The organism is Thioclava sp. GXIMD4215, assembly GCF_045291555.1.
Taxonomy (GTDB): domain Bacteria; phylum Pseudomonadota; class Alphaproteobacteria; order Rhodobacterales; family Rhodobacteraceae; genus Thioclava; species Thioclava litoralis.
The window spans coordinates 1,719,132-1,734,195 of sequence record NZ_CP149515.1; the positions used below are offsets into that span (position 1 = coordinate 1,719,132).

Consider the following 15,064-nt stretch of genomic DNA (forward strand, 5'->3'; position numbering starts at 1 on the left):
CTCCTGAATACTAAGTTGATGAGAACCTATGTATGCGACCCCGCCCCGTCAAGATGCAGGGTCACTGCACAAAGCCGCATCCATCTGTGCGTCAGTCAGCCAATCGATCCGTGCCTTTGCCGTCCATAACAGCCCGCAGTCGATCGCGCGGTCAGGGTAGATCTGGCGCAGCATCTCGCGGTAGGCGGCCAGCTGGCGCACCAGACCCAGCGGGGTTTGCGCCACATCCTCCGGCACGATCTGGTTGGATTTGTAATCCAGCACCCGCACACGGTCCGGCCCCACCAGCAGCCGGTCGATGATCCCATGCATCAGCTCGCCATTCATTCGCGCGGTCAGTTCCACCTCGGCCAAAGCCTCGGGCGCCAGGAAGGGCTGCATCTCGGGGGCGCGCAGCACCGCGCGCGCCTCGGACAGAAGCGCGGGAAGCTCATGCTCGAAGGCGGCATCCTCGCCGGTCAACAGCAGATCGCGCGCCCAATCCTCCCAGTCGTCCTCGGGCCAGTTGGGCAGATGTTCCAGCAAAAGGTGGATCTGCCGCCCGCGCCGCTTGGCGGCCTCTTCATCGAAGACACCGGGCAAATCCCCCGCCAGAGCCTTCGCCCCGCCCAGATCCGAGGGCGTCAGCACGCGCTTGGGCCGCTCGGGGCGCAAGGCGGGCATCTGCGCCCATTCGGGCAAAGCGGGATAGGTATCGACCACCCTGCCCGCCTTGAACCCGTTTTCCGGCCAGTCGCCATGCTGCACACGGCGGATCTCGCCCAAGGATTGCAACTCGGGCGACAGCCCCGTGGCAGGCCGGTCACCTGCCTGCAAAAGACCGTTGGAAATCATCGAATACCAGCTGTCATCGCCCTCTCCGACCTTCCCCTGAGCGCCCACAATCAGCCATTTCTCGGCCCGTGTCATCGCCACATACAGCAGCCGCATCCTCTCTTCGGTCTGGCGCGCGACATTGGCCGCCTGCGCATCCGCCTCTTCCGGCGGGCGGTCAGCCGAGGGCGCGGCCCAAGCCGCCGTGCCATCCTCAAGCCGGTAGATATTCAACGGACGCGCCTTGATATGCGGCTTGCCGGTATCGGGCAGAATGACCACCGGCGCCTCAAGCCCCTTGGACCCATGCACCGTCATCACCCGAATGGACCGCCCCGCGCCCTCAAGCTGGCGCTTCACCTCGACATCATCGGCATCCAGCCACACAAGGAACCCCGTCAGGCTGGGCACCTCGGCGCGTTCAAAGGCCAGCGCCTGCGAGATCAGCTCGTCGATGCCATCCTCGGCCTCGACCCCGAGCCGCGCGATCAGCTTCTCGCGCCCGCCATGGCGGGTCAGCAGCCGTTCGATCAGATCATGCGGACGCAGGAAATCGGCCTGATCGCGCAGATCCTGCAGGATTTTAAGCGTTTCGGGGTGGCTTTCGGATTTACGCAGGGCTTCCCACAGATATCCCTTCCGTGGTTGGGCCAGCGTGTAAAGATCCTGCTCGGACCAACCGAAAAGCGGCGATTTCAGCGCCTCGGCCAAGGCCAGATCATCTTCCGCCGTCGCCAGAAACGCCAGAGTGGAGCGGATGTCCTTCACCGCCAGTTCGGCCCCCAGCTTCAGCCGGTCCGCGCCCGCAATCGCCAATCCGGCGGCCTTGCACGAGCGGATGATCTCGGAAAACAGCGCCCCGCGCCGCTGCACCAGAATGAGGATATCGCCCTCATGCAGCGGGCGGCTGTCCGCGCCATCGGGCAGGCGCACGCCTTGGTCGATCATCGCGCGGATCTCGGCGGCGACAGTTCGCGCCAGAACCACGGTCGGGTCGGTATCGGTCAAGAGGTCAACGGGGTTGTCCCATGCCTCTTCCTGCTCGGTCTCGACCTTTTCAACCAGCGGCCACAGATCCACCCGACCGGGCATTTTGTCAAAGAAAGCAATATGTTCAGGCGCACCACCCAAGCCCTCATTGGCTTCGCCCGAGAAGGTCATATCGGTCAGCCCCAGCACCGCCCGAGACGAGCGGAAACTATGCAAAAGCTGCGCCTCCTGCAGGGGCCGCCCGACGGCTGCGAATTTCTGCGCGAAATGCCGCTGCATCGCTTCAAAAGCCCGCAGATCGGCACCTTGGAAGGAATAGATCGACTGTTTGCGGTCGCCCACCACGAAGATCGTGCGGGTCTCGTCGCGCGCGCCCTCGCCTGCGGTAAACTCATCGGCCAGACGCTCGATCACGCGCCACTGGCTGGGCGAGGTATCCTGCGCCTCATCCACCAGAATATGATCGATCCCGCCATCCAGCCGGAACAGCACCCATTGCGCCATGGTGCTATCCGACAAAAGCCGCCCCGCCCGTTCGATCAGATCGTCGAAATCCAGCCAGCCGCGTGCCGCCTTCGCGGCCTCAAGCTTCGGCAGGAAGACCCGCGCGAAATTCTGCAACGCCTCGGTACGATCAGCAGCCTGCAACCCAAGCCGCATCGGGCGGGCCTGTTCGACCCGCTCCATCAGCTCGTTGAACGGGTCCATCAAAGCGCCTGCGGCCTTCTGCGTAGCCTTGGTGGGCAGCGACCCGATCTTGGCGCTAAAGGGCACCTTGGCCGATGCACCCGTCAGGCAGACATCCTCCAGAATGGCCAGTGCGCTGAGGTCCGCCCCCGAGATCAGCCCCAGCTTCAGCGCGTTCTTGGCATCACTCGAGGACCCTTTGCCCATAAGTGCCACCATATCGCGCAGGATCTTCAGGTCATGCGTATCAAAGACCTCATCCACCAGCGCCTGCCCGTCAAACCCGGCCGGCAGACCGTAAAGCGCCAAGACCTGGTCGCGGGTCAGATCCTGGGCAAAACCATCCTTATTACCCGCGATATTGGCCAGCAGCCCGCCCAGATCATCGGTTGAATAATACCGAACCAAGCCGTCCAGCACGGGGCAGTCCTCGCCCGTGGCGATATCCTCCAAAATCGCCTGACGCAGCAGATCACCCGAGCGGTCATCCATTTCGGAAAACCCATGCGGCACGCCAGCCTCCAGCGGAAACCGCCGCAGAAGCGCCGCACAGAAGGAGTGGATCGTCTGGATCTTCAGCCCGCCCGGCGTCTCGATCGCCTTGGCAAAGAGCCTGCGCGCTTCGGCCAGACGGTCGGCGTCAATGGTAATTTCCTCACCCAGATCAAGCAGTTGCTGACGCAGTGCCGCATCGGACAGCATCGCCCATTCGCCCAGACGTTTCAGAAGACGGTTCTGCATCTCGGTCGCGGCGGCCTTGGTGTAGGTCAGGCACAGCACCTTCTGCGGCTCGGTCCCGTTCAGCAACAGCCGCGCCACGCGGTCTGTCAGAACCCGCGTCTTGCCCGAGCCCGCATTGGCCGAAAGCCATGTCGAGGCGGTCGGAGAGGCCGCGCGGATCTGGCGGATCGTCGCATCATTGGGGGCGCTCATGTCAGATCCTCCCCATCGGGTGTCTCGCTCAGCTCCCATTCGCCGTAGCGCGAAAGCTGGTCATAATCGCTGCGGTCCTGCGCCCCATGCATTGCACGCCGCGCAGTAAAGCCTTGGGCGGGCTTCATATAGGTCGCCACCAGCTTGCAGAATTTGGCCCAGGCCTCTTCCGCCGTCTCGGTCTGGGTCTCGCCGCCGCGGGGCTTGAATTCGACGGTCGTGCTGTGATGGGCCGTCTCGCCCTCGCCGCCCAGACGGATATAGGTCATGCCCTCAACCTCACGCGGGCCGATCTGCTTGAAGGCGCCACGGGTGACCATCGCGGCCTCTAAAAGCATCTGCTTGTCAAAGTGGATCATCTCGCCCGCCGAGGGCGGAGAGCCTGATTTATAATCATAAATCCGGCTCAGCCCGTTTTCCAGAATATCGATCCGGTCAGGTTTGGCGGTCAGCTTGAAGTCCAGATTTGGCAAGGGCAGCCCGGTCTTTTCTTCGATAATCGCGGGCGTGCCCAGTTTGGCCCGCGCGGCTTCGTCCACGGCAAAGCGCCGCGCGATCTTGGTGATCCGCGCCAGCCAGAGCCGCTGCACCGAGGGCCATGGCACCTCCTCGCGCAGGACATCCTCGGCAATCGCGATCAGCCGCGCCGCGCCCAAGGCGGGGTCCTCCCCCTCGGGACGCTGGCGCACGAAACGCTCGACGATCTCATGCAGCACATTGCCGCGCAAAAGCGGGTCCGGTTCGGGCCGCAAAGGGTTGAGAGGATAGAGTTTTAGCACCTTGCGGGCGTAAATCGCGTAAGGGTCGCGGATCAGCGTCTTGACCTGCGTGACCGACAGATCCTTCGGGCGCGCCTCGACCGGAGGACGCGGCGAAGGGCGACGCGCGGGCTTGGTCTCGCCCTGCGGGCGGTCAAGGCTCGACGCCAGCCCCAGCCATTTCGCGCCGCGCTCGCGCATCTGAGCCAGCGCCTCGGGGCCGCGTTTATCGGGCAGGCCGGACATCAGGTTTACCATCCGGTTCACCCAGCGCGAGGGCACGGTCTCGGCCTCGGCATCGCGCCGCGCACGGGTCAGGACAACACGCGGCGCGCCCACCGCCTGCTGGAAGTCATGCGCCGAAAGCCCCGTCTGGCGCTCGGGCAGCAACAGCCCCGCCTGAAGCCGCATCTGCCGCGACAACCACGGGTCGGGATCGGGCGCCTCGGGCCACGAGCCTTCGTTCAGCCCCGCCAGAATCACCAGCTCAGCCCCCTGCACCCGCGCCTCGAGCGCGCCAAAAATCGTGATGTCGCGATGGGCCGCCAGCCCCGCCCGCGTCATCGAGCCCTGCAGCAAATGGTTGACCAGATCGGCATAGGAGGCGCGGGTGTAGGCGCCGCCATGCACCGCCTCGCGGGCCAGTTCGGAAAAGACGCGGAAGGCCTCGCGCCCGCCATCCTGCAGCCAAAGCTCGCTGGCCTCGACCGTGCCATCCGGCCCCGTCGCCAGATGCGCCGCAAGCGCCAGATGATGGGTCACACATTCGCCCAAGGGCATCTCGTAAGGCGCTTCCAGCAAAGGGAAAAACGCGCCCAGCCAATTGGCCCAGGTCAGCTTGTCCAGATAATCGGGCTTGTCATCATAGCGTTTCGCCCAAGCCACCAAAGCCGCGTGGTCGGGAAAAGCAGGGCCCCTTTTGCGCAGGTCCAGTTCCAGCTCGCGGGTATAGCGCAGATGGGTGCCGCGCATGGTCGAGCCCGTGGCGGTCAGCGGGTGTTTCAGCAAGATCAGCAGCCCGTCCAGCGTCAGAGCCTCGCCGCGCATCGCCGCCAGATGGCGCAAGAGCCGCCCCGGAGCCGTCTGTTGCAGCGGTTGCCCTGCCGAATCGTCAGGAATGATCCCCCAGCGGTCCAGCGCCACCGCCACCCGCCGCGTCAGCATACGATCCGGCGTGATCAGCGCGGTCGAGGTGCCGTTTTCCGCCGCCTCCCGCAGGATCAGCGCGATAGCATTGGCCTCGGCGCGGGGATCTCGGGCCTCGATCAGGGTCAGATCTTCGCAAGCCGCAACCAGATCCGGCAGATGCGCGCCCTCCTGCATCCATTGGTCGGTCACAGGCGCAGGCCGAAGAGCCAACGAAATCAGCGCGTTACGCTCGGGCGAGGGTTCAGGGCGGTGGTGCCAGCGGGCCACATCGGCGGGCGTGGCCTCTAGCGCATCCAGCATCGCGCGGTAGCGGTATTGCGGGTGATCCTCGATCGGAAATGTACCGGATTTCAGACTGTTCCACGCATGCGCCGGCATGGAAAAATCGAACCCCGGCAGCACAAGCGCCCCCTGCGGCAGCCGCGCCACCGCCTGCATGAACAGCCCCGTCGCCCCGCGTGACCCCGTCGACCCCGCCACAATAATCGGGTCCGTCGGCCCCGCCTCGGCCCAATCCGCGATGATCTGTTCGACCACGCGACGCTGGCGGGCCTCGGCATCGGGGGTAGCGTCAGCCTCGAAGTAGCGCGCAACAATCCGAATGAAATCAAGACTTAAGCGCCAGTGCTGCGCATGGGTATCGGCAATTTCCAGCGCCTCGAGGTCATCGGGGGTGACGCCTTCGCTTTGCATCTCGGCCATCAAAGTCGCCAGACTGTCGGCCAGCCCGAAGATCCCATGCCCCGCCTCGAACCCCGGAAGCCGGTCGACCAGCCCCGCCACCAGCTGCGCCAGTTCCAGCCGCCGCCGCAAAGCAGGTTCGGCAGGCGGAAGCCCCCGCACCGGAGCCCGCCCGAGGTCGGTCACCAGCTTCAGTTGCGGCAGAAACCGCGCGCCATGCAGGTCGAACTCCTCGCGCACACGCCGCAGCATCCGCCCCGAGTTCAGGTACAGCCGCACCCGCGCCATCGCCTCGGGGGGCTGGTCCTGCATCCGCGCAATCAGCCCCGCAACCAGCTCGCGCGGGAAATCCACCCCACAGGGCAGAGCGTAAATGCCCCGCTCAATCATCGCCGCGATCCAGAAGCGCCTCGGCCAACGGGATGCTTTCGGGACGCCCGACATCACACCAGCCGCCATCATGGACAACCCCGTAAACCCTGCCCTTAGTTAGAAGACGGTCCCATAAGAGGTTCAACGAAAACGCCCCTTCTGGAATATCTGAAAGTTCAGCAGGATCGATAAGCTGTGCACCTGTATAGACAAATCCCGGGCCACGCGACAGGCGCCCCTCTGACAGAGTGAAATCTCCCGCGCCCTTGTGACCCGTCGCGCGTTCAGGCGGAACCAGCATCAACAGCGCCGACATCTTCGCCGGATCCCAAGCCGCCCGCAGCGCGGCCAAAGGATTCGGCCCCGTCCAGATCGCATCCGTATTCAACGTAAAGACCGGCCCCTGCCCCAGAAGCGGCAGCGCCTTGCGCAGCCCGCCGCCGGTCTCCAGAATCTCATCCGTTTCATCCGAAATCTCGACCGAGCGCCCCGCCAGATGCTGGACGATCTGATCACCTCGGTAATGGATATTGGCGACGACCTTCGAAATCCCTGCCTCTTCAACCAGTTCCAGAGCATGATCCAGCAAGGGGCGGCCTGCCACCTCGACCAGAGGCTTGGGGCGATCCGCTGTCAGCGCACCCATCCGAGTGCCGAAACCGGCAGCAAACAGCATCAGGCTATCGGGCGTGTCGCACATTGGAGGCGTATCTCCTCGATCAAGGGGGCGTCGGGGGCGGGCATGGTCCGCAGAACCTCGTCGCGCAGTTCAGACAGGGCCGGATGGGTCAAATTGTGCTGCAGATGCGCCCAGACGCGCGGCATGAATTCCAGATAGCGCGGCTTTCCCGCCCCAAGGCAAAGCCGGACAAAAATGCCCAGAATACGCAAAGCGCGCTGCGCGCCCAGACAGGCATAGATGGCAGAAAATACGTCCGCATTTTGTGCTGTCTTCCGGCAGTAAAATGCAATCTGCGCCGTTTCTGTCTCTCGCGAGACCTCCCGCCGCGCATCCTGTAAAGCCGAGACCAGATCATAGGCCGGATGGGCCAGAACCGCATCCTGATAATCCAGCAATCCCAGCCGCGCGACCCCTTCACGCTCCGCCAGAAGCAGCGCATTTTCGGCATGGAAATCGCGCAGGGACACAACGCGTTGGCCGTCATCCACCCGCGCGAAAGCCCGCCGGACGGCGGTGGACAGCTCGGGCCGAGCGGCACAGGGATACCATTCTTCGGTCAGCGCGGTCAGATCGGCCAATCCTTTGGCATCCAGCTCTGCCAACCCCTCCGGCGGGGCACAATCGCGCAGGCCGACCAGCACCTCGGTAATCAGACCGTACAGCTCGGCCTCGCGCGCGGGATCTTGCGCCACAAGCCGGGCGATCAGGTCATCCCCCAGATCTTCCAGCAGCAAAAGCCCCTGCGAAAGATCCTGCGCGTAGATTTGCGGAACAGAAAACCCCTGGCTCGCCAACCAGTTGGTCATGTGGAGAAAACGGTCAAGCTCCTCTCCCGGGCAGGTAAGCATCAAGACCGCAGGCGGCGTTCCTGTGATACGTTCATAGCGGCGCGCGGAGGCATCTCCGGCAAGCGGCAGGCGCTTGCCCCCCGCCCAGCCAGCCCGTTCCAAAAAGGCGTCGACCCTATCCATCAGAATGCCCCCAACATCTCGGGCAGACGTGCGGCCCACGCGGCATCGCCCGAAAACACCACCTGACGCGACGCGCCCTCTTCGGTCAGGGAAAACGCCAGCGTCAGGGCCGAAGCCGGAGCCAGATCCCCCAGACGGTCAGGCCATTCCACCAGACAGATCGCCTCCTGAAAGGCCTCGTCCAGCCCGAGTTCCAGCACATCATCAGGGTGGGACAGGCGATAAAGATCGCTATGCCAGATTTCCGGATCCGCCTCATAGACCTGCACAAGCGTAAAGGTCGGGGATGGCACATCCTCATATAGCCCAAGCATCTCGAGACGATGCTGGATCAGGGCCCGCGAAAAATGGGTTTTGCCGGCACCGATCTGCCCGCCCAGCAACAGCACATCGCCCGCCTTGAGAAAGGGGGCGATGGTCCGGCCAAGCCGGGCAGTGGCATCGGGGTCGACAAGAGGAAGGGTCAGGATATCTGCGCTCATGGCGCCCGTTCTACCCTGCCTGCCTGCCCGTGCAAAGGATCATTGCGCGGCAATCTTGCGCAAAGGTTCCAATGTCGACAGCGCCTCTTTTTCTGCAAAGCTGGCCATCAGCGCCCCTCCGGCCAGCGGCACGAACCTACACCCCACCACGCGCCCGTCGCGCAGGGTCACCTCGCCTGTCAGAGGTTCGCGCTCGGCCATTGCCCCCAGACGCAAGCGGGCGCGGCTCCATATCTCGGTCGGAACACAGGCGTCGGCCCAAGACCGCAGAGAGTCATGCAGCGACATGCCAGCGGATTGCACCGGCCAGAGCGCCCGATAGACGGCATTGGCGCTGGTCAGCTCGCCCGAGGGCAGGAAAACGGCGACAGCCTCGGAGATATTGTCCAGCACAGAGCGGTCCAGATCCCGCTCGGAACGGAATTTGCGGGTCAGGGTCATCTCCGAGGTGATATCCTCGAACAGGAAAGCGATGGCCCCGTCAGGATGCGGACGGCCGGTGACACGGTAGGTCTGGCCATTGGGCAGGTTCCACGTCTCCGAATGATAGCCCGCTGCCGCCTGCTTTTCGAGCGTGGTCATCTGCTCGCGCCAGCTGCGGTAATCCTTTGGCTCTGCCATCATGCGGGTCTCGCGCAGACGATCCAGAAACGCGTAAAGTGTGGGACGTTTGGACAGGAAATCCACACCAAGCGCCGTCAGATCGCTCAGCGCAGGGTTGAATAGCTGCAACTGGCGTTGGCGATTGAAGATCGCCAGACCGATCGGCAGGTCGGCAAAGGTTTTGGTCAGGGTCTGCACGAAATCACGCAGAGCCTTTTCCGCATAGACCGTCGCGTCGGCAGATTGCGCGAAATGCATCCAGTTATCGCCCAGACGGTAGCTGTAGCAATCGAACCACGTATCAATGCCATCCTCGTCCTGCAGCATCAGCCGACGCGGCGCATATTCGGTCTGTTCGCGCTCGAACTGGAAAATCTGCGGCAAGGGCCAACTGAGCGTGACCTCTTCCTCTTCAAAGGTGCCGGCCCGCAGCAGATAGGCGCGGTTCGCCCAGATCGTTTCGCCTGCCGCGCTCTCCTGCCACACCAGCGATGGCGACAGATCCAGCGCATGGCGCAGGTTCTCCAGCTCGTCCTCGAGCGCGCGCTGGGAGAGACCATCGACCAAAAGTCCCTGCCCTTCGGCTTCGGGATCAATCAGGGTCACGCGGGTCAGGCCATTCACATCCTCGGCCAGCAAGCGCAGCGGTGCCCCGCCATTGGGTCCGGGAAAGCCGGTGAGTTCAAGCCGCCCCACCGTCCGCAGATCGGCAAGGCTTTCGCGCACGGTTTCGAAACGCGGCATCAGAAACGCAACCAGACGCCCCCAGTCGCTAGAGGCAAGCGGCGAGGCTTCAAGCAGGGTCCGCGCAGGCGCGGTCGCGTCGATCAGCTCTTCATCATCAAACAGAAGAACCGTCTGCTCGATCATGGGCTGAAGCGCGCTAGCGTCCTTCTTGCGCAAGCTGCGCTGCAATCGGGTCAGCACCAAAATCGCCACGACCGCCGCAACGGTTGATGCAATCGCAACCAGACCCGTGATGACCAAAACCTCTGACATATCCATGCCCCATGCCACAAACTGAAGTCAAAGATGCAACACAATGGTTAATGCGCCGTTAAGCTTAACAATTCCTTTTCGATCAGCTCTCTATCGGCACATTCTCCCCCAGAGCCTCGCGCTCGGGAGCCAGCAGCCGCTCGATCGGCCAAGCCAGCTCGACAATCGCCCCCGAACGCTCGGGCTTGCGATCTGCGGGCACAAAGGGGGTTGTTCCATTGCGAAAGGTGATCCGCGCGCCGGTGCGTTCCAACAGCGTCTTGGCGATAAACAGCCCCAGCCCCATCCCCTCATATTCCTTACGCGCGGTCGAATTCCGCCCGTGCAGGAAGGGGTCACCGATACGCCCGATCACATCGGGCGCATAACCGCGCCCGTCATCACACACACGCACCACGATGGTCGAGCCACTCCACAGCGCGTCGACCCAGACCCTGCTGGCCGCAAAATCCACCGCATTCTGCACCAGATTACGCAGCGCATGGATCAGCTCGGGGTAACGATAGATGGCGGGCTGCTTATCGCTGCCATCGCCAATCGGTTCTGTCGTAAAGATAATTTCTTTTCCGCGATCCATATGCGGCTCGGCCGCCTCCCGCAGGACAGAAATCAGCGGCGCGGTCCGCAGATGCAGGTCATCCTTGCCCGCACGCCCCATCGAACGCAGGATATCGCGACAACGGTCCGCTTGAGCACGGATCAACAGCGCGTCCTCCCGAAGTTCCTCGTTATCGGAAAGCTCGTCAGCCAGCTCGCTCGACACCAGCTTGATCGTGGCCAGAGGCGTGCCCAGCTCATGTGCCGCCGCCGCCACAACCCCGCCCAGATCGGTCAGTTTCTGCTCGCGCGACAGGGCCAGTTGCGCCGCCAGAAGCGCCTCTGACATGACACGGCTGTCATTCGAGATCCGCTGCGCATAGGCGCCAAGGAAGACGACCCCTATGACAATCGCCGTCCAATACCCAAACTCGAACAGCGCCGGTAGCTGGATGACTTCGCCTTCGGTCGAGACCAGAGGCACATAAAGCCCTGCCACGAAGGTCGTCAGAACCACGGTCACTACCCCGATCAACATCGTCGCGCGCCATTCAAGCGTCGTTGCCGCGATGGTTGTCGGAACCAGAATCAACAGGGCAAAAGGGTTGTTCAGCCCGCCCGTCAGCAGCAACAGCACCGCCAGCTGCGCGGTGTCGAACAAAAGCAACGCCAGCACCGCGTTATGTGACAATCTGCGGCTTTCCGGCGTCAGGAACAAAGCCAGCAGATTCACCAGAACCGAAGCCCCGACCGTCGCCAGACACCAGACAAGATTAAGCCCGATCTCCAGCAAAAACCACGCCACGAGGATGGCCATCAACTGGCCGATAATCGCCATCCAGCGCAGAAAGGTCAGCGTGCGCAGCCGCACCCATTCATGCGATGTCGTCCCGCGCACGGGGAGCGCCGTTTCAAACCCCGACATGACCGCGTCCTTCCCTTCCGTCAAAATGCCTTTAGGACATTCTGTCCGCTTCAAAACCAGCATCAATATTGATAACACTGCTGCAAAATCCGATCTGCTTCACAAATTCAACAGATGACCGGATCCGCATGGGAGAAAATTGATGAGCCTTTCCCCGAAAGTCTATGCCATTCTAGGGGCTGTTATCGTGGTCGGCGGCATCGCTATCGGCATCGGCATGACCCGCAACCAGCCTGCGGATGCATTTGCTCAATGTCGCGCCAAACCTGCTGCGGGCCATGTCAAACTGGGAGGGCCCTTCACGCTGACCTCGGAGACGGGCGAAACTGTCACGGATCAGCAGGTCTTCACAAAGCCGAGCCTGCTCTATTTCGGCTATACCTACTGCCCGGATGTCTGCCCGCTGGATTCCATGCGAAATGCGCAAGCAACTGATATCCTTGACGAACAAGGCTATGATGTGCAGCCGGTTTTCGTGTCGGTGGACAGCGCCCGTGACACCCCCGCTTCGGTGGCAGCCTTCACCGATGTCATGAGCCCCAAAATGCTGGGGCTTGTGGGCACACCAGAGCAGATCAAGATGGCTGCCAAAGCCTATCGCGTGCTGTTTTCGGTGCAAAACCCGGACGACCCCTATACGCTGATCAGCCACTCCACCCAGACATATCTGGTGCTGCCCAAGCTTGGCTATGTCGATTACTTCGATCGCGACACGACGCCGGAAGAGATGGCCGAGCGCGTCAGTTGCTATATCGACCACGCGAACGCAGAGTAACTTGCAAGCGAGAACGTATGGCGGCATTTGACCCTGTGCCATTCGCCGCCTAAAAGATGTCTGGTGCTTGGATTTTTTTGCGGACGACCCAATGGTTGATGATCTTTCTTCCGAAATCGGCTCTGATCGTAGCCTGTTGCTGGTCGATGACGATCAGGCTTTCCTGACACGCCTCGCGCGGGCCATGGAAAAACGTGGTTTCGAAGTCCAGATGGCTGGCTCTGTGGCCGAGGGGAAAACGCTGGTCGGCCAATCTGCCCCCGCCTATGCCGTCATCGATTTACGGCTGGAGGACGGCAACGGGCTGGACGTCGTGGAAGCTCTGCGTGAAAGCCGCGAGGATGCGCGTATCGTGGTGTTGACCGGCTATGGTGCGATTGCCACCGCCGTTGCCGCAGTCAAAATGGGGGCCACCGACTATCTGTCCAAACCGGCGGATGCGACCGATATCACCAATGCGCTTTTGGCGCGCAGCGACACGCAGCCCGCACCGCCGGAAAATCCGATGAGCGCGGACCGCGTCCGTTGGGAACATATCCAGCGGGTCTATGAACTTTGTGATCGGAACGTGTCGGAAACGGCGCGGCGCCTCCATATGCACCGCCGCACCCTGCAACGTATTCTGGCCAAACGCAGCCCGAAATAGCGGGCCAATCACCCTGCCTTGGGCGACATCACCTGTCCGTCAAAGCTGTCATCGGCAAGATTTTGGCGGAACACCAACATTGTTTGCTCCAGGCGCCCTGCCATCTCGTTCAGCGCATTATGTGCAGCAGTCGTTTCTTCGAGCATGGCGACATTCTGCTGCGTCGTCCGGTCCAACTGCTCCACAGAGCTATTCACCTCATTGACGGATCGCGATTGCTCGGCCGCGCTTTCAGCCAGTTCACGGATCTGGGTCGCAATCGTCCCGACATGCCGGATAATCCTATCGAGTTCGGACACGGTGCGGCTGACCAGTTCGGCACCGGTTTTCACCTGCCGGCCCGAAGCCTCGATCAATTTGCTGATTTCCTGCGCCGAAGACGAAGAACGCTGCGCCAGTTCGCGCACCTCCGATGCGACCACCGCAAACCCGCGCCCAGCCTCTCCCGCTCGCGCAGCTTCTACACCTGCATTCAGCGCCAAAAGATTGGTCTGGAAGGCGATATCGTCAATCACAGAGGAAATCCGCGCAATCTGTGTCGAGCTTTCCTCGATAGCGGCCATCGCTTCGATCGATTCGGCCACCACGGTCGAGCTTTCCCCCGCCGCCTTACGCGCCTTTTCTGCCGATCCGGCAGTTTCACGGCTCACCAGAGCCGCCTGTTCGATCGCCACCGTAAGCTCGTTGATCGCAGCGGCGGCATCACCAAGTGCGCTTGCCTGCCGTTCGGACCGGGACGAAAGGTTGTCGGCGGCGGATGTGATTTCGGAAATCTGCGCCCGAATATCGACGGCGCATTCCAGAGCAGTGGTCACGGTGGCAGCAAGCTGCTCGACCGAAAGATTGAAATTCTGCGCCAGATCCGCATAGCCCGGATCGTCGGGCCGCACCATCCGCACCGACAGATCCCCCTGCGCAAGCTGCTCCAAAGCGCATTTCAAGGCCGCCACAAACTGCTCCTGCCGCTTGGCCGTCTCGGCGCGCTCCATACTTTGCTGACGTTCGGCCTCCAGCACCGCCATATCGGCAGCATGTTTTTCATCGGCCTGACGCGCGGCCAAGGCGCTGGCCTCCTGCGCGGACTGCGCGGATTTCTCGGCCACGGCACGATGCGCCTCGGCCTCGCGCGACATGGCCTCTGCCGTTTCCCGTGCCTGCGCGGATTGCGCCGAAATGGCCTCAAGTTCGGACATACGGTCCAGCGCATCACGGAACAGCTTCTGCCGTCGCCGGACCACCTCGATCAGCACGCCCGCCTCAAGGGCAAAGAGACCGCCATGTAACGCAATCCTTTCAAGATTCTCGTAAATATCCGTGCTGGGATAGACCAGAACCGGATAGATGATCCCGAGCCCTGCGTGATGCAGAACCGTACTGACGGTCATCACGATCAAACAGCGCGTATCCACAAGTGCCGTCACCATCGCGCACATCACAAAAAAGGCCATATGGGTGTCGATGATCCAGGGATGGCCTGCAAACGCGGCTGTAAAGGCGAAGCATTGGCCGATCATTCCCTGCGCCAGAAGCGAACGTCCCTTTTTCGTGTCCCCGATACGCCACCCCAAAAGGGCCAAAGCCGCAAAGACACCTGCCGCCCCTGTCGCGATCCAGAATGCGGTCCCGATGATCCAGGCCACAAGCGACACACCAAGCGCCGCAACCACCATCCCGAATGCCAGATATTTCATCGCCATATCACGGCCCGCAAAAGGCAGATCGCTATCGTCGCTGAAAAAGGCCCCTACTTTATTCATCCGCAGATCCATTCCACTTTTCTGGCATCCAGAAAAAACCACGCCCCCGCCCTCTCGAGACGGTCGAGCTGAGCTAAATCGTCAATCTCGATCAAAAGTCCGAAGGGCGCACGGGTTGGTCCGATCAGCCGCGCCTGTGCGACATCGGCCACCTGCACGGCATCTTCCCACGGTGGCACAACCATGAGCGTCAATCCCGCATGATCAGGCCGTGCCCCTGTCAGATGTGCGATCGGCGCGACCAAGAGCGAGAAGAAAAGAATCAACGCCTCCAGCTTCATCCGAACCTCTTTCACAAGTCTCG

Annotated in this window: 11 protein-coding genes; 2 read left to right on the top strand and 9 right to left on the bottom strand. The window is 62.2% G+C overall.

Annotated features, from left to right (window positions below; all coding sequences use genetic code 11):
* Positions 1-48: 48 nt before the first annotated feature.
* The 7 genes from addA to regB form a co-directional block, all read right to left on the bottom strand.
* Complete coding sequence (gene addA, locus WDB86_RS08530; protein WP_406735683.1) at positions 49-3,423, bottom strand: double-strand break repair helicase AddA; 3,375 nt, start codon at positions 3,421-3,423, stop codon at positions 49-51.
* On the bottom strand, positions 3,420-6,401 hold the full coding sequence (addB, locus tag WDB86_RS08535) for a double-strand break repair protein AddB (RefSeq protein ID WP_406735684.1): 2,982 nt from the start codon (positions 6,399-6,401) through the stop codon (positions 3,420-3,422). Before addB ends, addA begins: the two co-directional genes overlap by 4 nt.
* Positions 6,394-7,083, bottom strand: a complete 690-nt coding sequence (locus WDB86_RS08540) for a nucleotidyltransferase family protein (protein WP_406735685.1) — start codon at positions 7,081-7,083, stop codon at positions 6,394-6,396. Before WDB86_RS08540 ends, addB begins: the two co-directional genes overlap by 8 nt.
* Positions 7,059-8,036 (bottom strand): aminoglycoside phosphotransferase family protein, encoded by a 978-nt coding sequence (locus WDB86_RS08545; RefSeq protein ID WP_406735686.1) that lies wholly within the window; start codon positions 8,034-8,036, stop codon positions 7,059-7,061. The genes WDB86_RS08540 and WDB86_RS08545 overlap by 25 nt, the downstream gene beginning before the upstream one ends.
* Complete coding sequence (gene tsaE, locus WDB86_RS08550; protein WP_406735687.1) at positions 8,036-8,518, bottom strand: tRNA (adenosine(37)-N6)-threonylcarbamoyltransferase complex ATPase subunit type 1 TsaE; 483 nt, start codon at positions 8,516-8,518, stop codon at positions 8,036-8,038. The genes WDB86_RS08545 and tsaE overlap by 1 nt, the downstream gene beginning before the upstream one ends.
* Positions 8,519-8,557: 39 nt before the next feature.
* The gene (locus WDB86_RS08555) at positions 8,558-10,120 is read right to left on the bottom strand and encodes a PAS-domain containing protein (protein ID WP_406735688.1); all 1,563 of its coding nucleotides are present in this window, start codon (positions 10,118-10,120) and stop codon (positions 8,558-8,560) included.
* Positions 10,121-10,202: 82 nt separating this feature from the next.
* Positions 10,203-11,582 carry a sensor histidine kinase RegB gene (regB, locus tag WDB86_RS08560; protein ID WP_339108890.1) on the bottom strand — a complete coding sequence of 460 codons (1,380 nt, stop codon included), beginning with the start codon at positions 11,580-11,582 and terminating at the stop codon, positions 10,203-10,205.
* A 142-nt stretch (positions 11,583-11,724) separates the two neighbouring features.
* On the opposite strand from regB, the gene WDB86_RS08565 reads away from it, so the two are divergent.
* Positions 11,725-12,357 (top strand): SCO family protein, encoded by a 633-nt coding sequence (locus WDB86_RS08565; RefSeq protein ID WP_406735689.1) that lies wholly within the window; start codon positions 11,725-11,727, stop codon positions 12,355-12,357.
* A 91-nt stretch (positions 12,358-12,448) separates the two neighbouring features.
* Positions 12,449-13,003, top strand: a complete 555-nt coding sequence (locus WDB86_RS08570; protein ID WP_339108888.1) for an ActR/PrrA/RegA family redox response regulator transcription factor — start codon at positions 12,449-12,451, stop codon at positions 13,001-13,003.
* Positions 13,004-13,011: 8 nt separating this feature from the next.
* On the opposite strand, the gene WDB86_RS08575 is transcribed toward WDB86_RS08570, so the two are convergent.
* Positions 13,012-14,760 carry a methyl-accepting chemotaxis protein gene (locus WDB86_RS08575; protein WP_339108887.1) on the bottom strand — a complete coding sequence of 583 codons (1,749 nt, stop codon included), beginning with the start codon at positions 14,758-14,760 and terminating at the stop codon, positions 13,012-13,014.
* Positions 14,757-15,041 carry a hypothetical protein gene (locus tag WDB86_RS08580; protein ID WP_406735690.1) on the bottom strand — a complete coding sequence of 95 codons (285 nt, stop codon included), beginning with the start codon at positions 15,039-15,041 and terminating at the stop codon, positions 14,757-14,759. Before WDB86_RS08580 ends, WDB86_RS08575 begins: the two co-directional genes overlap by 4 nt.
* Positions 15,042-15,064 lie beyond the last annotated feature (23 nt).